Origin of the sequence: Streptomyces lunalinharesii (genome assembly GCF_039532155.1) — a bacterium.
Lineage (GTDB): Bacteria > Actinomycetota > Actinomycetes > Streptomycetales > Streptomycetaceae > Streptomyces > Streptomyces lunalinharesii.
Genome location: NZ_BAAARK010000012.1, coordinates 151,497 through 171,765 on the forward strand (window position 1 = coordinate 151,497; position 20,269 = coordinate 171,765).

The following is a 20,269-nucleotide window of genomic DNA, read 5'->3' on the forward strand; positions in this document are numbered from 1 at the left end:
CCGGGCAGTGTCTACTCCTCGCCGGACGCGGGCTGCCGGGACGGTGCCGGCTCGTGCTCGGGCGGGTCGGCGGCCAGGCTGCCCAGCAGGGCGAGCGCCTGTTCCGAGGGGCTGTCCGGGGCGGCTTGGTAGACGACGAGCTGTTGTCCCGGTGCGCTGTTGACCGTCAACGACTCGTAGGCGAGGGTCAGTTCGCCCACCAGTGGGTGTCCGAAGCGCTTGGTCTCGTGGGTCTTCTGACGGACGTCGTGGCGGGCCCACAGGCGGCGGAACTCCGGGCTCTTCAGCGACAACTCGCCTACCAGGGCGACCAGGTCAGGATCTTCGGGGTCGGCTCCCGCCGCGGTGCGCAGTCCGCCCACGGTGTTGGTCGCCACGCGTTCCCAGTCCGGATAGAACGCCCGGGCATCCGGGTCGAGGAACACCAATCGCACCAGGTCTCCGCTGTGGGTGTGGCCGGCGAAGAGCGCCCGGCCCAGGGAGTTGTGGGCCAGCACGGTCAGCCGCCGCCCCAGGACCACGGCCGGTGTGCGGTGCCAGGTCGTCATCAGCTGCAAGAGGACCGGACTGACCTCTTCCGACCGTGCCCGGCCGCGGCCCCGCGAACGGACGCGCGCGGGAGCCGGCGTCGCCAGTCGGTGCAGATGGTCCGTCGCCTCCTCGTCCAGGTGCAGGGCCCGGGCGAGTGCCTCGACTACCTGCACCGAGGGGTTCCGCTCGCGGCCCTGCTCCAGCCGTACGTAGTAGTCGGCGCTGACCCCGGCCAGCGTCGCGACCTCCTCCCGGCGCAGCCCCGCCACCCGGCGCCGTGGGGAGACGGGCATCCCCGCGTCGTCGGGCGTGACCAGGGCACGGCGGGCACGCAGGTACTCCCCGAGCGGATTCGCGCTGTTCATGAACACCACCCTAGGACCGGCGCACGGAGCGGGAGCCCCGGAAGGTGGCCGTGGTACTCCTACGACCGGTTCCCCCGCGAGTAGCCCGGCCTGTTCACCGGAGTGCGGCCGCCGCATCGTCGAGCCATGAACGCATTTCCTCCCAGCAGCACTCCCAGCAGCACTCCCGGCAACACCGGCAACGCCGGCAACACTGACGACGCGGGCAACGCCAGTGGCGGCAACCCTGCTCCGAACCTGTCCGGCCGGGTCGCGGTCGTCACCGGAGCGTCGAGCGGCATCGGTGCGGCCACCGCCCGCCGCCTGGCCGCCGGCGGGGCTTCCGTCGCCCTCCTGGGCCGCCGCGCGGACCGTCTGCGCGCGTTGGCCGACGAGTTGGACCGCACCACCCCCGGGACCGCCCTGCCGGTGCCCGTCGACCTGACCGAGCCCGGGGCCGTCGGCGCCGCTGCCCGCACCGTCACCGCGCGCCTCGGCCGTGCGGACCTCGTGGTCGCCAACGCCGGTGCAATGCTCGGCGGCCCCTTCGAGGCCGCCGGCACCGAGGAGTGGGACCGCATGATCGACCTCAACCTGCGCGCCTTGGTGCACACCGCCCGCGCCTTCACCGAGGACCTCCTCGCCGCCGCGGCCGCCGGCCGGCCCGCGGACCTGGTCCACGTCGGATCGGTGGCCGGCCACACCTGCTTCCCCGGCTGGTCGGTCTACTGCGCCACCAAGGCCGCGGTGGCGCACCTGACCCGCAACCTGCGCGCCGAACTGGGCCCCCGAGGCGTCCGCGTGAAGAACGTCGAACCCGGTGTCACCGTCACGGAACTCGGGAGCGACATGCGCGACACCGCCATGCAGACCACCCTCGCCCGCATGCGGGCCGACCTCCAGCCCCTGACCGCCGACGACATCGCCGACGCCCTGGCCTTCGCGGTCGCCGCGCCCCCGCACGTCAACATCGCCGAACTGGTCGTCGTCCCCGTCCAGCAAGGCTGACCTCCGCCTGCTGACCTCTGCCCGCTGGCCGTCGCACCGGCCAGCGGGCAGACCGCATCCCACCGCATCACCGCGAACAGCAGCCCTCTGTAAGGCCGTTGGTCATGAGGTTGTCACCTCCCGTACGGGGCGGCGGGTTCGAAGGCGGCGGCTTGTGGGTGGGTTGGTGGGAACGGGCCTGCGCCCCGGTGTTCAAGGATCGGTAATGGCCAGGGAAAGGTATTGTCATGTCCATTCAACGCGCGTAGCGCGCGGTGCGGCAAGTGCGGTTTCCTCGAAAGGCGTCTCTCCAACCCCCCACATTTCAGGAGATCTTGATGCCTCGTGCTGCCCTCGGGCTGTCCGCCGCCGCCGTGATAGTGGTCGGCCTGGCCGCCGCCCCGGCGCTCGCCGACCCGCCGGCGCCACCGTCGACCTCGACCGCGCGCAGCGAACTGGCAGCGCTGACCGTAGGCACTCCGCACTCCATGGACGGCTACGCGCGCGACAAGTTCTCCATATGGGCCAAGCAGCCCGACGGCTGCACCACGCGCCAGGAAGTCCTCGCCCGCGACGGCAAGGACGTCCAGGACAAGCCGGGGAGCTGTCAGCCGGCCAGCGGTTCGTGGTACTCCGCCTACGACGACGCCACCGTCACCGAAGTCGCCCAGGCCACCATCGACCACATGGTTCCGCTCGCCGAAGCCTGGCGGTCCGGCGCCGACACCTGGACCGCCGACCAGCGCAAGGCCTTCGGCAACGACCTGAAGGACCCGCAGCTGCTGATCGCCTCGGAATCCTCGAACAGTTCCAAGAGCGACAGCGGGCCCGCCGACTGGAAGCCGACCAACCACGCCTTCTGGTGCACCTATGCCAAGGACTACACCCACGTCAAGTCCGTGTGGAAGCTGACCTCGACCGACGACGAGAAGAAGGCGCTGGGCTCGATGCTCGACGCCTGCACCAACTGATCCGACGGTGATCCGCCTCCCGCACGCGCCAAGGGGCTCCGCGCGTGCGGGAGGTGCCGTGCGTCGTGCGGCCGGCAGCGGCTGCGGACGGCCCTGAGGTCGACTGCTAGGCGGTAGTGGAACGGCTCGCGTCGTCCCGGAAGTAGTGCCCCTGCTCCAGGTCCGCCAAGAGTCCGTGGTGGGTCGGCTGCCACCCGAGGAGTTCGCGGGTCAGCGCGCTGGAGGCCGGAGCGTCGGCCCCGAGGAAGACTCCGAGCCAGCCGAAGTGCCGCTCCGCGTACTCACGCGATACGGGGACGGCGGGAAGGTCGAGGTGCCGGCCGATCGCCTCGGCGATGGTGTGGACCGGTACCTCCTGCTCGGCTATGCCGTGCAGTACGGACCCCGCAGGGGCGCCCTCCAGCGCCAGACGGAACAGCCGGGCGACGTCGCTGCGATGCGCTGCGCACCACCGGTTGGAGCCGTCGCCGACGTAGCCGGAGACGCCTTTGTCGCGGGCGGTGGCGATGAGGGACGCGACCAGGCCGCGATCGCCTTCGCCGTGCACCGACGGCGGCAGTCGCAGCACCGACGAGCGGACCCCGTGGGCGGCCAGGGCGAGCGTGGTGCGCGCGGCGGCGGCCCGAGGGCCCGCGGTCGAGCCGGTTCCGGGGGCGTCCTGTTCGGTCGCCACCCGCCCTTCGCTGACCCCCAGTGTGCCGGAGGCGATGACCAGGGGTCGGCCGGACCCCTCCAGGGCGGCGCCGAGGGTCTCGATCGCGCAGAGATCGGTGCGTGCCGCCTCCCGGTGCCGCGAGAAGTCGTGGATGAACGCGAGATGGATGACGCCGTCCGAGGCGGCGGCGCCGGCCCGCAGGCTGTCGAGGTCGGTGAGCGTGCCGCGGTGCACCTGTGCACCGGCGTGCGTCAAGGCGTCGGCGGCGGCGTCCGAGCGGGCGAGCCCGATGACCTGATGGCCCGCACCGATGAGTTCGGGAACGACGGCGGAACCGATGAACCCGGAGGCGCCCGTGACGAATACGCGCATGAGGAAATCTCCCAGTGCTCTCGCCCCCGCCGACAGAGATCGCCGAGGGTCGAACGATGTCAGTGACTGTCATCGAAGATACCACGACGATGTCAGTCACTGTCATCGCGTAGGATGCCGGTCATGAGTCGATGGGAGCCCAACGCGCGTGGCCGACTTGAGCAGGCGGCATTGGAGCTCTACACCGAGCGCGGATACGAACAGACCACCGTGGCGGAGATCGCCAAGCGGGCGGGACTGACCGAGCGGACGTTCTTCCGGCACTTCCCCGACAAGCGCGAGGTCCTGTTCGCCGGCGCCGGCTCCCTCCAGGACCTGTTCGTGCACACCGTCACCGAGGCGCCCGACGTCGCCGCACCGATCGACGCGGTGACCGTGGCCCTCGAAGTCGTCGCGGCGCAGTTCCAGGACCGCTTCGACCACGTCAGCCGGCGGCAGGCCGTCATCGTCGCCAACGCCGAACTCCGCGAACGCGAGCTGATCAAGCTCGCCTCGCTGTCCGCCGCGCTCGCCGACACCCTGCGCCGCCGCGGCGTCGGCGAGCCGACCGCGCGCCTGACGGCCGAGGCGGCGGTCGCCGTGTTCAAGATCGCCTTCGAGCGCTGGATCGAAGGGGGCGGCGAGCGGGACCTGACGCACCTCATCCGCGAGTTGCTCGCCGAACTCAAGGCCGTGACCGCGGGCGCCTGACCGCGTCGTTGCCGCCGAGTTCCCCGCGCCGCCCGGTCGAGGAGTGGCCGCCGCCGCACTCCGCCACGCCGGACGGAATCGGCGGCGACGCGCAGCGCCGGCCCGGTGCGAGCGTCAACACCGCGCCCACCACCTCTCGGGCGTTGCCGCAACGCCACCACCGGCAGGGCGCCCCCGATCTGCGCAGGTGACGCGTTGCGGGGGCGGCGGACGACACCGCAACGGGCACCCGCCGTTGCCGATTCTTCGGTTGCCTGGCGCAACGGGTTCACCGGGCGCCATGGTGTGGCGCAGGGCGAGGCGGCCCACTCGGGGCCCGCCGCCCCCGACCGCCCTGTGGCGGGTGAAGGAGGGCAGGTGCGATGGATCGTTCGCTTGTGTCGGTGCGGGCGGCGCTGGTGCTGTTGCTCGTGGCGCTGACCGGAATCGGCGTCGGCCTGTTGTCGGTGCTGGCCGGCGACGGAACGGCGCGCGCCATCCTCGCCGGGCTCGCCGCCGCCGGCGCGGCCTTGCCGGTGTGCAACCGGGCCATCGCCCCGGACGCCGCCACCGGCCGGCCGGCGGCGGGCACGGAACGGGTGAAGGGCGGAAGCATCCGTGGGTGAACTGCGTCCCCTCGGCGAGCACCTGACACCGGAGTCCCGTGCGTTGGCCCTCGCACTGCGGGAGTTGTTCGAGGGCCTGGAGGTCTCGGTGCGCCGCTACGCCGCCCGACGGGTGCGCGACGCCGGTACGTTCTCCCGCTACCTCGGCGGTTCCCGCATCCCGCCTTGGGAGGTGGTGATGGACCTTTTCACCGACGTCGCCGAGCACCGCGGCATGGCCGCCACCCCGGACGCCATCGACCTGGTGCGGCGACTGCACCGGACGGCGGTGGAAACCGGCGCCTCGCCCCGGCACGCGGTCGAGGTGCTCGAACAGCAACTCGCCGAGGCCGACCGCGTCTCGCGCCGCTCGACCGCCCGCGGCGACGCGCTGGGCGACGCCCTACTGGACCGCAAGCACCGCATCGCCGACCTGGAAGTGCGCCTGAACCAACTGGAAGCCGAATGGAGCGCGGAACGGCAACGGGCCGAACGCCTGGCCGCGGCCAACCTCGACGTCACGGAGCTGCTGCACGAACGTGACCGGCTCCACGACGAAATGACCCGCCTGTCCGCCCAATTGCACGAGGCACAAATACGGCGTGACGAGGCCGAACAGCGCTGCGCCCTCCTGGAGCGCCAGTTGGACGCGGTCGAACACGTGCAGCAGGCCGCCGTCGCCGTCTCACCCGCGGCTCCGCTGGCCATGCCCAAGGTCCTCATCGTCGACGACCAGCCCGACAACCTGCTGGCCATGACGGCCGTCCTGGCCACCCTCGACCAGGAACTGGTCGCGGTCCCCTCGGGCCGCGAGGCCCTCAAGGCCCTGCTCGACCACGACGACTTCGCCGTGATCATCATGGACGTCCAGATGCCGGACATGGACGGCTACGAAACCGCCGCCCACATCAAACGACGCCCCCGGACCCACGACGTGCCCATCATCTTCCTCACCGCCATGGGCACCGACCCCGAGCACTCCGCGCGCGGTTACGCCGCCGGCGCCGTCGACTACATCGGCAAGCCCTTCGACCCTTGGGTGCTGCGGGCCAAGGTCGCCGTCTTCACCGGCATCTACCTCGAACAGCGCCGCCTCGCCGGCGGCCGGTGACGGCCTTGCGGCCCGCCGGCCCGGCCTCTACGGCAACGCCCGTGCCGCAGCAGGTGCGGCACGGGCGGCACCCGACGCGGGTCCGGGCGCGCCGGTCAGATGGCGCGGCGGTCCGGGAACGGCCGGAACTCGGGACCGTAGGTGCCCGGGGCGTCGGGACGCTCGATCTCCATCAACTCCACCGCGGGGGTCCCCAGCCCGTGCATGGCGTGCACCGCCGCGTCCAGGGCACGGTGGCCGCCGCCGTCCCAGGCCCGTTCGAGGGCGCTGAGCACGGCGTGGTAGTTGGCGTCGAAGCGGTGCAGGAGGCGCCGCACGTGCTCCGGGGGACGGTGCCAGCCCCCCTCCGGCACCCGCGCCATGGGGCGGGTCTCCGGGAACGGCACGGGAGCGCCGGTGAACCGCCACCTGCCCCGGTCCTTGCGCAACCGCCGGCCGTGGTAGATCTCACCGAAGGCGTAGTAGTGGGCCGGATGGTCGTCCTCGAACGTGTCGGACGGGGAACTGGAGGTGCCCTCGCCCTGTTCCTTGACCATCTCCATGGCCCACTCGACGTCGTCGAGGTTCGCGACGGGCCGCAACTCGTCCGAGCCCATGTGCTTGGACAGCTGCCCCCGCGTGGACAGTTCGGGATCCACCTTGTGGAACGCCTGCTGCAGTTCGCTGTAGAAGGCCCCCACGCTGACGGAGTTGTCCAGACGCTGCGCGAGCGGGGCCTCGGGCTCCTCGATCGCCATCATCACGTCGCGCACGAACGCCTTGCTGAGCCCCGCCAGGTACACGGTCACGTCGGCGCGCACACCACCGGGCAGCGGGCCGGGGAAGTCGGGTGCGGCGTCCCTGATCCTGGGACGCCCGCCCACCGCGACCAGCAGGTTGGACACCACGCCCAAGTGGAACATCTCGTCGCCGACGATGCGTCGGATCAAACGGGCGACCTCGCTGCGTCGGTCCTTGATGGACCACCAGGCACACAAGTACGTGGGAATCGTGGCGAGTTCGAGCGCCAAGGCGACCTGGAGCGAGTCCCGGATCCAGGCCATCCCGCGGGCCTCTTGGGGAACGGCGAGGAGGCGTCCCACCGTGCCGGAGTCGGGACCGGGAGCAGTGCGCGGCCCGTCCACCGGGGGTTCGGCGGCCTGCGCCGCACCGGCGGCCGCGACCGGCGTGGCGGCCGCGACGGCAGCCGATGCCAGGAAGCTCCGGCGTTTGAAGCGGTTGTCCGTCAACGCGTCCGGAACGTCCCTCGCGTCAGTCACCGTTGCCTCCGCTCACAACCATGGTCAGCCTCGGCGTCATTGCCTGGGGCCCTCAACCAGTTCGCGAAGGTAGCAGCCGCCACCACCGTTCCCGGCGCGCACGGCGTCGGCGAGTGCCTGCACCACCCTGTCGGGCCAATCGGCGGCCGGTGAGGGAGGGCCGGATCTCCGTCGTCGGGAAATCGGCGGACCGGCCGCCCGTGCGGCAGTCACTGCACCACCCCGCCGTCGCCCGCGCGCCCCGAGCCGGACGAGCCGGGTCCCGCCCGCGCCACGCGCGGACCCGCGCACCGCCGCACCCGGTTCCGAACGTCCGCACCACCAGCGAAGTCATCGCCATGTCAGCGCGATGTCAACGGTCACGGCTAGCGTCGCTGACGTCCGATGCAGGCACGATCCGGGAACTCCAGGGAGCCCGGCCCACGACGTGCGGCCGGACCGATGCCGTCAGCAGCGCCCTAGAAGTCCGTGACCCGCGCGTCCCGTTGGCGGCGGATGCCGTCCAGGAAGGAGGAGACCCGTGCACGGTTGGCGCCGGCGTCGGGCAGGGCCACCGACCGCTCGAAGAACTCACGCGACCCGGCGAGGTCTTCCGCCGCGACGTCGTTCCAGACCAGCCGGGTGCGGAGCGCCTCGGACGCCGGGTCGATCTGCCCGTTCAGCACCCGGCGCGCCAGGCAGCCGAGTTCGGCCGCCTGCTCCACGTTGCCCAGGCACGCCTCGGCGATGCTCGACCTGCCGAGGACGGCCGCGTAGAGCGGCACGTCCCGCAGACGGGCGGCCAGGTCCCCGGCCCGGCGCAACGCGTCGACGGCGTCCCGGGCCCGGCCGCGGTCGAGATGGAGGATTCCCAGGCGGAGCAGCGTCTTGCCGAGCAGCCGTGGACTCTCGACCCGCTCGGCGAGGACGATCGCCTCGGTGTAGCACTCGTACGCCCGGTCGTGCTCGCCCAGCTGGTGGTGCATGTCGCCGACGGTCGCCGTGACCACGGCCGTGAGCCAGGCGTCGTCCAACTCGCCGACGATCAGGGCCACTTCGGCGAAGTGGCCCATGGAGTCCTCGACCCGGCCCTGTAGGTTGGCGAACGTGCCGAGGTTGCCCAGGGCCCTGGCCTGTTCCAGCAGGTCGCCGGATCCGCGGCTGATCTCCAGGGCCTGCGTCAACCAGGGGTGGGCCTGCGCGTACCGACCCTGCAGCCCGTACAGCATCCCCAGGCAGGTGCGGAGTTCGGCGGCCATCCGCCGGTCGGTGACCACGGTGACCAGGGGAAGCACCGTTTCCAGGGCGGTGCGGCACTCGTGGAACCGGCCCTGCCGGGTGAGGTAGTCGAACAGCCCCTCGGTGAGCCAACAGGCTTCGTCCAACTTGCCCACGCCCACCGCGTGCCCGACCACGTCGACCAGCTCGGCGCCCACCGCGTCCAGCCAGTTCGTGGCCTCCTCCCAGTCGGCGAACGGCGCGCTTCCCGGCGTCGGACCGGTCGGGAAGGCGGACGGCCCCCAGTCGCTCGAACGGCGGGCGGCGGCCACGTACAACCGGAACACCCCGTCCCGGACCTCCGCGACCTCCGCGGGAAAATCGGCCGCGACCCGTCGCGCGTACACCGCGACCAGATCGTGCAAGCGGTAGCGGTCGGCCGCCACCTGTTGGACGAGGCTCGCATCGACCAGGCTCGTCAGGACGTGTTCGGCCACCAGCCGCGTCCAGTCGAGCATCGCGGCCAACGCCAACGCGTCGAACTCCACGGTGGGCGACAGTCCCAGGGCCCGGAACGCACGCTGCGCGGCGACCGGCAACTGGTCGTAGGAGAGCTGGAACGCGGCCGCCACGCTGCGGTCCTCGACCGCGAGTTCGCCGAGCCGCCGCTCGTCGTCCGCCAACCGGTCCACCAGGGAGCGCAGCGCCCACGACGGACGGTTCTGCAACCGCGCACCGGCGATCCGCAGGGCCAGCGGCAGCTGGTCGCACAGGCCGGCCAGCCGGCGGATCGCGCCGTCCTCGTGCGGGGTCCCCGAGCCGCCCACGATGCGACCGAGCAGCCCCATCGCGTCGTCGATGTCGAGCGGCGCCAGCGAGAGCCTGCGGTCCACGTCCAGGCCAGTCAGTCGCTGACGACTGGTCACCAGCAGCATGCTGCCTGGGCCGGCGGGCAGCAGCGGACGCACCTGCTCGGCGCCGGACGCGTCGTCGAGCACCAGGAGCAGCCGTAGCGCAGCGGTGGCCGTCCGCCACGAGGCGGCCAACTCGTCCAGGTCCTCCCCGTCCTCGCCCTCGTCGGCGCCGACCGCCCGCAACAACCGGCGCAGCACCCGCTGCGGACCCGACGCCCCGCGATCCTCGCGGTACCCGTGCAGGTCGACGAAGAGACAGCCGTCCGGATACCGCTCCCGGCCCGCCCGCGCCGCGCGCACCACCAGCGCGGTCTTGCCGACCCCGGCCATGCCGTCCACCGCGCGGACCGTCACGCCCTCCTCGTCGGCCACCGGCGCGCCGAGGAGCGCGAGTTCCCGGTCCCGACCGACGAAGTCCCCGACGCCGACCGGGAGTTCGTTGCGCACCCGGCGCTCCCGGCGGGCGGCCACGGGGTGCGCCGGTGCCGGCCGCCGGGGCTCCGGCCGCACGGCGGTGCCGATCAGCCGGGCGTCGTCGCCGCGCAGCACCGCCTCGTGCACCTGCCGCAGCTCGGCACCCGGCTCCGCCCCCTGGTCCGCCACCAGACGACGGCGCACCTTGGCGAAGACGTCCAGGGCGTCGGCCTGCCGGTTGGCGACGTACAGGGCGCGCATCAACAGGGCGGCCAGCGCCTCGTGGTACGGGTGCGCCTCCGTCAGCGCGAACAGTTCGCCGACGGCGGTCGCCTGCCGGCCCAGGCGGAGTTCGCAGTCCAGCTTGTCCTGGACCAGGGCCAGGCGGTACTCCGTCAGCCGCAGTCGTTCCCCTTGCGCGAACGGCCCGGGAATCCCGGCCAGCGGCTCGCCGCGGAACAGTGCCAGCGACCGGGACCAGGCGTCCGCCGCGGCCTCCGGATCGCCGCCGTCCCTCGCCGCCGTCGCCTCGGCGGCGAGTTCCGTCACGTGTGCCGCGTCCACCCACACGTTCCGCGGTACGAAGCGGTAGCCCCCGCGGTCCGTGACGATCACGGATTCCGCCGGGCCGGCGCCGGCGTCGTCCAGGCACTTGCGCAGCCGGTGCACGTAGACCGGAAGAACCTTGGCGCCGGTCCCGGGCTGATCCGTGCCCCACACGCCGTCGAGGAGTTGCTGCCGGCTGGCCGTCGTGCCGGGGCGGAGCAACAACGCGGCGAGCAGTGCCTGTTCGCGCACCGGGCCGAGGGCCAGCGGCACGTCGCCGCGCCATGCCTGGAGCGGGCCGAGGAGAGCCAATCGAAGCTGCCGCACGCCCGTGAACTCCCCCACCCGTCGAAGACCCGCAGGGGAGTATAAGCCGCTGATGACGGCCCTCCGGCCCGGCCTCCACCAGGCCGCACGACCTGTGAGCGAGGTGGGTTCCCCGCCCGGACCGTGGACCGACATCGCCGGTGGCGCGAGGCACCGCTGCGGGCCGCCGCGCGCCACCGGCGACGTGCGGGACTACGGCCGCAGCAGCGCCCGCGCGGCCCGGGCCACGTGGTCGGCGGAGAGGCCGGCCGCGTCGAGGAGCTCGTCGGTGGTGCCGGAGCCGGGCAGGACGGTGACGGCGAGATGGGCGAAGGCGGGACGGTCGCCGGTGGCCGCGAGCGACGACAGGACGGCTTCGCCGATGCCGCCCTCGGGGTGGTGGTCCTCGACGACGACCAGGGCGCCGGTCTCCCGGGCGGCCCGCGCGAGGGCGTCGGCGTCGACGGGCTTGACGGAGTACAGGTCGATGACGCGGGCCTCGACGCCGTCGTCGGCAAGGCGTTCGGCGGCGGCCAGGCAGGCGTGCAGGGTGACGCCGGCGCCGATCAGGGTGACCCGGTCCTGCCCGCCGTGGCGGAGGGTCTTGGAACCGCCGACCGGGAAGGTCTCGTCGCCGCCGTAGAGGACCGGGTACGCGCCGCGGGTGGTGCGCAGGTAGGAGATGCCGTCGAGGTCGGCCATGGTCGCGGTCAGGGCCGCCGCGGAGGTGGCGTCGCTGGGGTACAGGACGGTCGAACCGTGGACCGCGCGCATCATGGCGAGGTCTTCGAGCCCCATCTGGGAGGGGCCGTCGGCGCCGATCTCGACGCCGCAGTGGGTGCCGCACAGCGCCATCGTGACCTGGGAGACGGCGGCCATGCGGATGAAGTCGTGGGCGCGGGTCAGGAACGCGGCGAAGGTGGTGGCGTAGGGGCGGTAGCCGCGTACGGCCATGCCGACGGCGTCGGCGATCATCTGCTGCTCGGCGATGTACGTCTGGAAGTACCGCTCCGGGTGGGCCTTCGCGAAGTCCTCGGCGTGGGTGGAGTTGCCGACCTCGGCGTCCAGGGCGACGACGTTCGGCCGGGCGCCGACGGCGGCCAGCGCCCGGCCGAACGCGACGCGGGTGGCGACGGCGTCGCCGACATCGAAGCGGGGCAACTCGACGGGCTCGGCCGGCGACGCGGGGGCGGGCGCCGCGTCCGGCGGTCGGGGGCCGCGCACGCGCAGGTGACGGATGCCGCCCAGTTCGGCGACGGCCCGCTCGGCCAGATCCGCGGGCAGCGCCTTCCCGTGCCACCCCTCCTTGTCGGCCACCTCGGCCACGCCGCGGCCCTTGACGGTCCTGGCGACGATTACGGTGGGGGCCAGGCCGTCCGCTGCGGTGGTCAGCGCCTGGTCGATCGCCGCCACGTCGTGCCCGTCGATCACGAGCGCCCGGCACCCGAACGCCTCCACCCGGCGGGCGTAGGCGGCGGTGTCCCACTCCAACTCGGTGGGTCCGCTCTGGCCGAGCCGATTGACGTCGACGAGCACGGTGAAGTTGGCCAACCGGTGCTGCCCGGCCTTGTCGAGGGCCTCCCACACGGACCCCTCGGCCATCTCGCTGTCCCCGCACAGCACCCACACCCGGTAGGGCTCCTTCTCCAGGTCCCGGCCGGCCAGCGCGATGCCCACGCCGTAGGCGATGCCCTGCCCGAGCGAACCGGTGGCCAGGTCCACCCAGGGCAGCACGGGAGTGGGGTGGCCCTGGAGACGGTGGCCGAACCGGCGGTACGTCGTCATCAACTCGTCGTCGGTGACGGCACCGGCGGCCTTGAACATCGCGTACAGCAGCGGGGACGCGTGCCCCTTGGAGAAGACCAGGTGGTCGCCCGCCGGATTGTCGGGCGCGGTCCAGTCGTAGTGCAGGTGACGGGTCATCAGGACAGCCATCAGATCGGCCGCGGACAGGCTCGACGTGGGGTGTCCGGAGCCGACGGCGGTGCTGGCGCGCACCGAGTCCACGCGCAGCTGCTGCGCGAGTTCGAAGACGGCGGGCAGGTCGCTCTCCGGCCCGAGCGTGGTGGTCTGCGCTGCGGTCATGAGGAGGCCTTTCGTGGACGACCGGTGGACGCCGGGTGGGGTGCCGCCGGTTCGGGATGCGGGGTGGCCGATCAGCGTCCGGGCAGGGTAACCGTGCCCTCGGCCCGGGATCGGGCAGGAGCGCGCCCTGGGCGATCCGTTCGAACGCACGGGCCGGCCGGCGGCGGGCGGAAGGGCCGGGCGGTGCCCCTGCCCGGAGCAGCCCGACGACCGCACGCTGGAGCCGTCGCCGCCCCAGGGACAGCGGTCGTAGGGAGGCGGCGGCACGGCACACGGCCCGCGCCCCACCAGCCAGGCACGGCCCACGGACGGCGGCCGCCGCCGCTCCGGGGCCGTTCGAACCGGGGAAGGATGAGGTCTTTGACCTGCCCGAACTCACCACAGCCGAGTGCCACCCGGTGATCGCCCGGTCGGACGGACGGTTGCAGCGTCGTCGACGCCCGCTTCCGCCCCGCGCCTCACCGGGCCACCGACCCGTATCTGCGCCGCCTCTCGTGAGCCGGCGGCGGATGCCCGCCGGCTCAGCGGCTCTCCGTCAACCCCTGCGTCGTCAACGGCAGGTTCCACGCGTTGCGGCGGTGCACGGTGTGCAGCGTGCGGTGGAGCGGAGACGGCGGCACGGCCAGCACCGGGCAGCAGGAGCGCGCGAGGCAGTACCGCCCTACGGAGGGCCACATCGCGCGGTGCAGCCGGCCGCGCGGACCGGCCCCGACGACCAGCAGGTCGTCGGCCCGATCGGCGACCGCCACCAGGACCGCCCCGGGTTTGCCGCACACGACGATCCGCTCCATCGGCATGCCGGGCCCGGCGCTGCCGAACGCGTCGTCGAGGGCTTCGGTGAGGCGGTCGACCGCCATGCCGCGCCAGGCAGCGGTGGACGTCGGGCCGGGCCCGCCACGGTGCGGGATGTTGCCGCCCGGCGGCTCCCAGGCAAGCACGGCGCACAACGCGGCGTTCCTGGCGCGGGCCTCGCCGGCGGCCCGATGCAGAGCGGTCAGACTTCCCAGCGAACCGCTCACGCCCACCACGACGCGCCCGCCCGGCCTGCTCATGCGTCAGTTCCCCATTCCTCGTCCCGTGGCACGACCACGTGCGCCACGGTTCTGCGTGACACGGTCACCCGCGCCCTGTCCGTACCGTTCCATCGAAAGCGCGGCAACGTGGCAACCGCGGGGTCGTTGGCGCTTCCCTTGCGCGGGGAGGGGCATCCCTGACGGTTCCTTGACCGCTTTCCCCCGCATCACCACCCGCCGCCCGGCATCGCCACTCAGACGACCAGCCCGACCGCGGGCCGTACCGGCTGTCCGACGGCGTAGTGCACATACTCGTCCGCCAGGCGAAAACCGGCCGTCCAGGCCAGGAGGCGACTGGCGCGGTTGTCCCGGGAACAGGTCCAACTCGGCAGGTGTCCGCGCGCAGTGACGTCCCGGCACAGCGCGGTGACGCAGGCCAGGGCGAGCCGCTGCCGGCGGTGCGCCGGCAGCGTCACACAGGCGATGTCCTCGTGCGTGGCCCCACGGAAATACGTACAGGCGACGGCGACCAGGCCCCCGTCCCGGAACGCCCCCCAACAGTGCCCGGAGGCGGCCAACCCCACCGGGCCTCCCCAACTGGCATGGATCCAGGGGACGTCCACGCCCGGTGCGCTCAGCGCGCCCAGTGCCTCGGCGTCCTGTGCGAGAAGTCGGCGCACCGTAACGCCACGGGGCGGGCGCACCACTGCCTGGGGCTCACGCAACAGGTACACCATGCGCTCCCAGGGCACCAGCAGGTCGAACGCACTGCCCAGCAGGGGGAGGAAGCGGTCGGGTGCCTGGGCGTAGTGCGCGGCGAACCCGGCCAGCGAGAGCGGCGCGAGCGCCGTGGGGTCCCCCCGGAACAGCACATGGTCGGCACAGGCGACCACCACGGCACGCGGGTCGTGCGCCCGGTCGGCCCACCAACGGCCGGTGCCGGTGAGGAGCGCGTGTTCCGCCAGCGCGGTCGCGCCGGGAGGACCATCCATGAACCACTCGGTGCGGTCCGGGAGTTGACGGGGCGAAAGTTCGATCACAGGAGTTCCTCATGGGTGTCACGAAGGGCGCGGACCGGCCCGCCGGACGGAACGGCGTTCGCCGGCACGTGGTGGCTGACGTGCTGGCCGCATGGCCCGAACGGGTGGTGGAGGCCGAACGGGCCGTACGGGTCGGTTGGGTGGGGCCGGCGTGCCGCCTCACGCGGTGTTGCGTGAGGGACGGTCGCGCTCGACGGTTCCTCTGCGCGCCGGGCGGAGACGACCGCCGCGGGGGAGAGGGCCGCCGGGCCCCAGGGCGCGGGCGGCGCCGCCGTTGGTCACGGCGGTCCCGCAGTGCCGCGGAAGGCGCGTCAGCAGGACCCGGACGTCGTCAGGCAGCGCGCGGCGCGCCGCTGCCCCTTGGGATGGGGCGGGTGGTCGAAGACGAACCGGACACCGTTCACAGCCCCATCGAATGCCATGCCCCAGCGGCCCGCAAGAAGCGCCCACCCCTCTTGACGCACCCCTGATGAACTGCGGTTTCGCCGGCGGGGGCGGGGGTCGGGGAATCCAGTTGCTGCCTTCGTTCGTTCGGTGATCGACTGGGTGGATGGACCCTGAAGCGGTACTTTCCCTGTTCGACCGGCAGATGCGACAGGATGCGCGAGCCGACGATCCTGGGGCGAGGGTCGAGCGGATCGGCGACGTGGTGCGGCAGGTCGGCGCTGGCGACGGCGAGTGGAACGGCGTCGTCTGGTCCGACCTGAATGAGGCCACGGCGGACGCGGCGATCACGACACAAGTCCAGCACTTCGCCTCGCTGGGGCGGGAGTTCGAATGGAAGCTGTATGGTCACGACCAGCCCGGTGATCTTGCTGCGCGGCTGAGGGCTGCGGGGTTCTCCCCCGAGCCTGAGGAGACCTTGATGGTCGCCGAGATCAACGACCTTTCCATCGACGTCGAACTACCTGAAGGCGTCCATTTGCAGTCGGTCACCGGCCGATCCGGTGTGGATCTCGCGGCGGACGTCCACGAACAGGCATTCGGCACGAGCGCCAGCCGGCTTCGCCACCGCATGCTCTCCCAGTTGGTTGGGAAGCCGGAAAGCTTCAGTATGGTCGTCGCGATGGCCGGTGACCTGCCGGTGTGCGCCGCGCGGATGGAACTGCACCCAGGCACCGCGTTCGCCAGCCTCTGGGGCGGGGGCACTGTGCCGGCATGGCGCGGCCGGGGCATCTACCGGGCGCTGGTCGCCCACCGAGCCCGTATCGCCGCCGAACGCGGCTATCGCTATTTGCAAGTCGACGCCTCCAGCCAGAGCCGCCCGATCCTGCAACGCCTCGGGTTCGCCGTCCTGAGTACCACCACGCCACACGTGTACCGGCCGTAGAGCGACCGAGGACAGGCGCTGTTTCAGGCGGCGGGTCTCTGGCCGGGTGTCCCACCGGTAGCGGTAGCGGTAGCGGTAGCGGGCCTACCGGACCGGGCAGCGCGCCGTGACGAACGCGGCGGCGAGGTGCGTCTTACCGACGCCGGACCCGGGCGGTACGGCGACCCGCTCGTGATGGACGATCGCGTCCAGCGCTGCCCGCTGCTTCGACCACAGCGATTCGCCGAGGACGTCTTCGGCGAAGTCTGGCGGAGAGTCCCGTCACCAACCCATGCCCTGACGCCCCGACCGGACCGCGGATTCCGGCGCCGTGTGTGACTACGAACCCGCGCCGCCTGCTGGGGTGTTCACGCTGGAAGTCCCCGCTCAAGGCCCGTGTGACTGGGGGCGTTGTCGCGCGGGCCTCGGCATCTACAGTCCCGTACAGTCCCGCGGAACGGCACCTGCCGCCTGCCGCCTGCCGCCTGCCGCCCGCCCCCGCCACGACGGGTGCCTGGTGTCACGACCACAGGCCGGAGCCGTTCGGGCACGCTGCGCCCTTCGGCGGGGTGCTCGGACGCTGTGCGTGGATGGCGTCCATGCCTGGCGCGTCCTGCCCCGCGAGCGGGACTGGGCCGATGGGGTGACGATGGAGAGACGTGACCCGACCGTGCTGGTCCATGAGAAAGGTGGGCGGCATGACAACACCCTCCGCATCCTCGGGCAACAGTCAGCCCCACGCCCAGCGAGCCGGTCCCGCGGGCGAGGCGCTGGGCGCCATGGCGAACCTAGGCTGGCAGGCCCTGCTGACCATCGGCCTGGCGTCGATCGCCCTGGGCGTCGTCGTCCTGGCCTGGCCGCACCGGACCCTGCACGTCGTCGGAATCGTCTTCGGCATCTTCCTGGTGGTCAGCGGGGTATTCCAACTGGCCGCGGCGTTCGGCGTGCACGTGCCCGGACACCTGCGTGCCCTGCACTTCATCACGGGTGCGCTCTCCCTCCTGCTCGGCCTCGTCTGCTTCCGCGGCACCCTGCAGTCGATCCTGCTGCTCGCACTCTGGATCGGCTTCGGCTGGTTGTTGCGCGGCATCATGATGACGGCGGCCGCGGGCTCGTCTCCCGAAATGCCCGCGCGTGGTTGGCAGCTCTTCTTGGGCATCATCACCCTGCTGGCAGGCATCGTGCTGATCGTCTCGCCGTTCGGGTCGATCGCCGCGCTGACCGTGGTGGCGGGCATCATGGCCATCGTCCTGGGGGCCGTCGAAGTCGTCCACGCCATCCAACTGCGCATGACGGCCGGTCGACTCACCCGGGGCACGAGCACCAAGCACCGGCGGTCCCTGTTCCACGCACACCCCCACCCGCAACACTGACTTCCCGCAACACTGACTTCCCGCAACACGGGCCGGGCGTACCGCGTCAGCGGACGCCCGGCCCGTGCTGCGCATCCAGGCGTTCGCGCCGGGGCGGCCAGCGCCCCGGCCAGTGCCCCGACGGTGCATGACGTGTCGTGCGGATCACCCGAAAGCGCCGGTGCCAGGGTCGCGGCGGAGCGGGCCGGTGGAGGCGGGGCGCGGGCCAGGGGCGGGGCCGGGAGTGGGGCCCGGTGTCGGCGGGGTCGGGACGGGCGGCACGGGGTCCGGTTCGGGCCGCAGAGGGGGCGGCGGCAGCGGGTCGGGGCCGGGTGGTGGTGCGGGGACGGGCCCGGGCGCGGGACCCGGTTGCGGGCCCGGCGGACCGGGGTTCGGGCCCGGTGTGGGTGGGACCGGGTCGGGGCGGGTCGGTCCGGGCGGTCCCGGGGGTTGCGGCACGGTCATGGCGATCTCCGTCCACGGGAGAAGAGCGTTCTGTCCACCGTACGACGGCGGGGCTCGGGCAGAAGTCGCGCGTTCCGTGTCCCCGAGCGAGACGGGGGTGGCGACGGCCGTCGTGGCACCGGTATGCACGCACATGGCCCATACGACGTGCCGCCGGCGGAGCAGTGACGGTTTCTGCCGGCCCGGGCCGCGGGTACGGAAGCCGGGGCCGTAAGGGGCCGTACGGGGCAGCACCACGGGACGAAGCGTACGGCGGCGGGGCGGCACGGCGCCCGGGCGGATCGCCGGATTGCGTACCGGATTGCGTACCGGATTCCGGGCGGAGTCCGGTACTCGGATCTCCCCGAGAGACCGACGGAGGGCATTGCATGGTGGCGAACGGGTTGACGGAGAAGGGAACGGTCGAGGGGGAGGGGCGCGCCGCGGAGTGGTTGGCGCGGGGCCCCGGTGGAAGGCTCGGCGCACGGCGCGGAGGGTGGCGATGAACGGCGCATCCGGTGCACGCCAACAGGACCTCGTCCGGGCCCTGTTGGCGCGCCACGGCGAGACGTACGCGGCGCAGAGCGGCATCACGCTGCGGAACACGCCGCAGCCGCTCTACCAACTCGCGGTGCTGGCGGATCTGCTCAGCACCCGCATCCGCGCGTCGATCGCCGTGGCCACGCTGCGGGCGCTGCGCGACGCGGGACTGGGCACCCCGCGCCGCATGCTCGACGCCACCTGGCAGCAGCGCGTGGACGCCCTCGGCGCGGGCGGGTACCGACGCTACGACGAGGGCACCGCCACCCGACTCGGCGAGGGTGCGGAACTGTTGCTGGACAGGTACGGCGGCGATCTGCGCCGGATGCGGGAGACGGCCGACGGCGACGCCGACGCGCTGCGCCGGATGCTCCAGGAACTGCCGGGCGTCGGGCCCACCGGATCCGCGATCTTCCTGCGTGAAGTGCAGGGCGTCTGGCCGGAGTACGCCCCGTTCCTCGACCCGAAGGCTGTGCAGGGCGCGGAGCGGCTGGGGCTGCCGGACGATCCGGGGAAGCTCGCGCGGCTGGTCCCAGCGGGACGGGCCGCCGCGTTCGCCTCCGCTCTGGTCCGCGTCGCGCTGGACCCGACCCTCGCCGAGGAGGTGCGGGCGGCGGCGACCCGCTGACCGGCCGGCCCGGGCTGGCCGCCGCCGGACCCGCCTGCTCATGCCCGCTCCGTACGCCGCGCACCGCGGGCGCGGCGCCGCACCTTCCGCACGGACAGCAGCACCATCAGCGGCGTCAGCGCGGAACCGACGGCCAGTTGGGACAGGGCGACGTCCGGTGCCTGGAGGAGCAGGAAGAGCAACGCGAGCGCGAGCCCGAGGAGGGAGAGCAGAAACGACTGGCGGACGGGATCGCGCACCAGCACTGTGGCGGTGCCGGCCACGGCCACCAGGAGCAGGCCGAGCAGCAGCGGCACACCGGTCACCCCGGACCCCCTCGTTCACCCATCGGACGTCCCGCCCGTCGACCGGACCGAGCCGCGTCCCGACGAACCGGCCGCCGACACCGCCCGCCCCGCGACCCGGCTGCCGAGCACCAACAGCGCCCCGACGACCAGCAGGACGGCGAGGTAGTTCAGCCACGTCGTGATCCGCAACGACCGTCGCGCTACCGGGCGCGCCGCCACGTCGTCCGCGAGCAGGCGTGCGTACAACAGCGTCCCGGCCGGACCGAGCACCGCGAGCTCCAGGGCCGGATCCTGGTATGCGGGGCGGGCGAAGCCCTGGGCCAGCAGCAGAACGGCCAGGCTGACCAGTGTGGTCACGGTGTTCTGCGCGACCACCCGGCGTCCGGCCGGTCCGGTGGCCGTCGCCCAACCGGCCGGGGCCGCACCGAACAGGAACAGTGCGGTGCCGGCGGCCGTCCAGCCGTTCACGGGGTGCTGGCTGCGCGCCGTGCCTCATGGGCCGCGCAGGCGGCGAGCAGTGCGGCGAGCGCACCGACCACCCATTCCAACGTGTCGACGCTGCCGATGAGCACCATCCACAACCCGGTCAACGCCGCCCACCAGACGAGGAGTTCGGCGCCCGTCACGAGCACGCGCGTCGCCGTCGAGCGACTCATCCCTGCACCTCCTGCCGAGCGGTTGCCGGGGCCA

18 protein-coding genes are annotated in these 20,269 nt (G+C 72.8%); 8 read left to right on the forward strand and 10 right to left on the reverse strand.

Annotated features, from left to right (window positions below; genetic code table 11):
• Window positions 1-11: 11 nt before the first annotated feature.
• Window positions 12-896, reverse strand: coding sequence for a helix-turn-helix transcriptional regulator (locus ABD385_RS20240; RefSeq protein WP_344577970.1), 885 nt, complete (start codon window positions 894-896; stop codon window positions 12-14).
• Between the two features lie 126 nt (window positions 897-1,022).
• On the opposite strand from ABD385_RS20240, the gene ABD385_RS20245 reads away from it, so the two are divergent.
• Both ABD385_RS20245 and ABD385_RS20250 read left to right on the forward strand, forming a co-directional pair.
• Window positions 1,023-1,883 carry an SDR family oxidoreductase gene (locus ABD385_RS20245; RefSeq protein ID WP_344577972.1) on the forward strand — a complete coding sequence of 287 codons (861 nt, stop codon included), beginning with the start codon at window positions 1,023-1,025 and terminating at the stop codon, window positions 1,881-1,883.
• 317 nt (window positions 1,884-2,200) lie between these two features.
• Window positions 2,201-2,833, forward strand: coding sequence for a GmrSD restriction endonuclease domain-containing protein (locus ABD385_RS20250; protein WP_344577974.1), 633 nt, complete (start codon window positions 2,201-2,203; stop codon window positions 2,831-2,833).
• Between the two features lie 106 nt (window positions 2,834-2,939).
• Here the strand turns inward: ABD385_RS20250 and ABD385_RS20255 are convergent, their stop codons facing one another.
• Window positions 2,940-3,860, reverse strand: a complete 921-nt coding sequence (locus tag ABD385_RS20255; RefSeq protein WP_344577976.1) for an SDR family oxidoreductase — start codon at window positions 3,858-3,860, stop codon at window positions 2,940-2,942.
• A 123-nt stretch (window positions 3,861-3,983) separates the two neighbouring features.
• Between ABD385_RS20255 and ABD385_RS20260 the strand changes: the two genes are divergently transcribed.
• The 3 genes from ABD385_RS20260 to ABD385_RS20270 all read left to right on the forward strand — a co-directional run bounded on the left by ABD385_RS20260 (window position 3,984) and on the right by ABD385_RS20270 (window position 6,245).
• The gene (locus tag ABD385_RS20260) at window positions 3,984-4,550 is read left to right on the forward strand and encodes a TetR/AcrR family transcriptional regulator (RefSeq protein WP_344577978.1); all 567 of its coding nucleotides are present in this window, start codon (window positions 3,984-3,986) and stop codon (window positions 4,548-4,550) included.
• Between the two features lie 362 nt (window positions 4,551-4,912).
• Window positions 4,913-5,155, forward strand: a complete 243-nt coding sequence (locus tag ABD385_RS20265; RefSeq protein ID WP_344577980.1) for a hypothetical protein — start codon at window positions 4,913-4,915, stop codon at window positions 5,153-5,155.
• The gene (locus ABD385_RS20270) at window positions 5,148-6,245 is read left to right on the forward strand and encodes a response regulator (protein WP_344577982.1); all 1,098 of its coding nucleotides are present in this window, start codon (window positions 5,148-5,150) and stop codon (window positions 6,243-6,245) included. Before ABD385_RS20265 ends, ABD385_RS20270 begins: the two co-directional genes overlap by 8 nt.
• Before the next feature lie 95 nt (window positions 6,246-6,340).
• On the opposite strand, the gene ABD385_RS20275 is transcribed toward ABD385_RS20270, so the two are convergent.
• The 5 genes from ABD385_RS20275 to ABD385_RS20295 form a co-directional block, all read right to left on the reverse strand.
• A complete protein-coding gene (locus ABD385_RS20275) occupies window positions 6,341-7,504 on the reverse strand; it encodes a ferritin-like domain-containing protein (RefSeq protein ID WP_344577984.1) in 1,164 nt (387 codons plus the stop codon).
• A gap of 458 nt (window positions 7,505-7,962) precedes the next feature.
• Window positions 7,963-10,902: an AfsR/SARP family transcriptional regulator gene (locus tag ABD385_RS20280; protein ID WP_344577986.1), complete on the reverse strand. Its 2,940-nt coding sequence runs from the start codon at window positions 10,900-10,902 to the stop codon at window positions 7,963-7,965.
• A 192-nt stretch (window positions 10,903-11,094) separates the two neighbouring features.
• Window positions 11,095-12,966 carry a transketolase gene (locus tag ABD385_RS20285; RefSeq protein WP_344577987.1) on the reverse strand — a complete coding sequence of 624 codons (1,872 nt, stop codon included), beginning with the start codon at window positions 12,964-12,966 and terminating at the stop codon, window positions 11,095-11,097.
• A 521-nt stretch (window positions 12,967-13,487) separates the two neighbouring features.
• Window positions 13,488-14,018 (reverse strand): universal stress protein, encoded by a 531-nt coding sequence (locus tag ABD385_RS20290; RefSeq protein ID WP_344577989.1) that lies wholly within the window; start codon window positions 14,016-14,018, stop codon window positions 13,488-13,490.
• A 215-nt stretch (window positions 14,019-14,233) separates the two neighbouring features.
• A complete protein-coding gene (locus ABD385_RS20295) occupies window positions 14,234-15,019 on the reverse strand; it encodes a GNAT family N-acetyltransferase (protein ID WP_344577991.1) in 786 nt (261 codons plus the stop codon).
• 550 nt (window positions 15,020-15,569) lie between these two features.
• Here ABD385_RS20295 and ABD385_RS20300 point away from each other — a divergent pair.
• The 3 genes from ABD385_RS20300 (at window position 15,570) to ABD385_RS20310 (ending at window position 19,292) form a co-directional block, all read left to right on the forward strand.
• Window positions 15,570-16,349, forward strand: a complete 780-nt coding sequence (locus tag ABD385_RS20300; protein ID WP_344577992.1) for a GNAT family N-acetyltransferase — start codon at window positions 15,570-15,572, stop codon at window positions 16,347-16,349.
• A gap of 677 nt (window positions 16,350-17,026) precedes the next feature.
• Window positions 17,027-17,701, forward strand: coding sequence for an HdeD family acid-resistance protein (locus tag ABD385_RS20305; RefSeq protein ID WP_344577993.1), 675 nt, complete (start codon window positions 17,027-17,029; stop codon window positions 17,699-17,701).
• A 925-nt stretch (window positions 17,702-18,626) separates the two neighbouring features.
• Window positions 18,627-19,292, forward strand: coding sequence for an HhH-GDP family DNA glycosylase (locus tag ABD385_RS20310; protein WP_344577994.1), 666 nt, complete (start codon window positions 18,627-18,629; stop codon window positions 19,290-19,292).
• Between the two features lie 38 nt (window positions 19,293-19,330).
• On the opposite strand, the gene ABD385_RS20315 is transcribed toward ABD385_RS20310, so the two are convergent.
• From ABD385_RS20315 to ABD385_RS20325, 3 genes are read right to left on the reverse strand one after another with little or no spacing between them, the layout of a single operon-like run.
• Window positions 19,331-19,597 carry a hydrogenase subunit MbhD domain-containing protein gene (locus ABD385_RS20315; RefSeq protein ID WP_344577996.1) on the reverse strand — a complete coding sequence of 89 codons (267 nt, stop codon included), beginning with the start codon at window positions 19,595-19,597 and terminating at the stop codon, window positions 19,331-19,333.
• Between the two features lie 15 nt (window positions 19,598-19,612).
• Window positions 19,613-20,047, reverse strand: a complete 435-nt coding sequence (locus ABD385_RS20320) for a monovalent cation/H+ antiporter complex subunit F (protein WP_344577997.1) — start codon at window positions 20,045-20,047, stop codon at window positions 19,613-19,615.
• Window positions 20,044-20,235, reverse strand: a complete 192-nt coding sequence (locus ABD385_RS20325; protein WP_344577998.1) for a hypothetical protein — start codon at window positions 20,233-20,235, stop codon at window positions 20,044-20,046. The genes ABD385_RS20320 and ABD385_RS20325 overlap by 4 nt, the downstream gene beginning before the upstream one ends.
• Window positions 20,236-20,269 lie beyond the last annotated feature (34 nt).

Bases quoted from the DNA above. Each gene is read 5' to 3' on its own strand.
- ABD385_RS20240 (WP_344577970.1), bottom strand. From the start codon at position 896: ATGAACAGCGCGAATCCGCTCGGGGAGTACCTGCGTGCCCGCCGTGCC.
- ABD385_RS20245 (WP_344577972.1), top strand. From the start codon at position 1,023: ATGAACGCATTTCCTCCCAGCAGCACTCCCAGCAGCACTCCCGGCAAC.
- ABD385_RS20250 (WP_344577974.1), top strand. From the start codon at position 2,201: ATGCCTCGTGCTGCCCTCGGGCTGTCCGCCGCCGCCGTGATAGTGGTC.
- ABD385_RS20255 (WP_344577976.1), bottom strand. From the start codon at position 3,860: ATGCGCGTATTCGTCACGGGCGCCTCCGGGTTCATCGGTTCCGCCGTC.
- ABD385_RS20260 (WP_344577978.1), top strand. From the start codon at position 3,984: ATGAGTCGATGGGAGCCCAACGCGCGTGGCCGACTTGAGCAGGCGGCA.
- ABD385_RS20265 (WP_344577980.1), top strand. From the start codon at position 4,913: ATGGATCGTTCGCTTGTGTCGGTGCGGGCGGCGCTGGTGCTGTTGCTC.
- ABD385_RS20285 (WP_344577987.1), bottom strand. From the start codon at position 12,966: ATGACCGCAGCGCAGACCACCACGCTCGGGCCGGAGAGCGACCTGCCC.
- ABD385_RS20290 (WP_344577989.1), bottom strand. From the start codon at position 14,018: ATGAGCAGGCCGGGCGGGCGCGTCGTGGTGGGCGTGAGCGGTTCGCTG.
- ABD385_RS20300 (WP_344577992.1), top strand. From the start codon at position 15,570: ATGGACCCTGAAGCGGTACTTTCCCTGTTCGACCGGCAGATGCGACAG.
- ABD385_RS20305 (WP_344577993.1), top strand. From the start codon at position 17,027: ATGACAACACCCTCCGCATCCTCGGGCAACAGTCAGCCCCACGCCCAG.
- ABD385_RS20310 (WP_344577994.1), top strand. From the start codon at position 18,627: ATGAACGGCGCATCCGGTGCACGCCAACAGGACCTCGTCCGGGCCCTG.
- ABD385_RS20325 (WP_344577998.1), bottom strand. From the start codon at position 20,235: ATGAGTCGCTCGACGGCGACGCGCGTGCTCGTGACGGGCGCCGAACTC.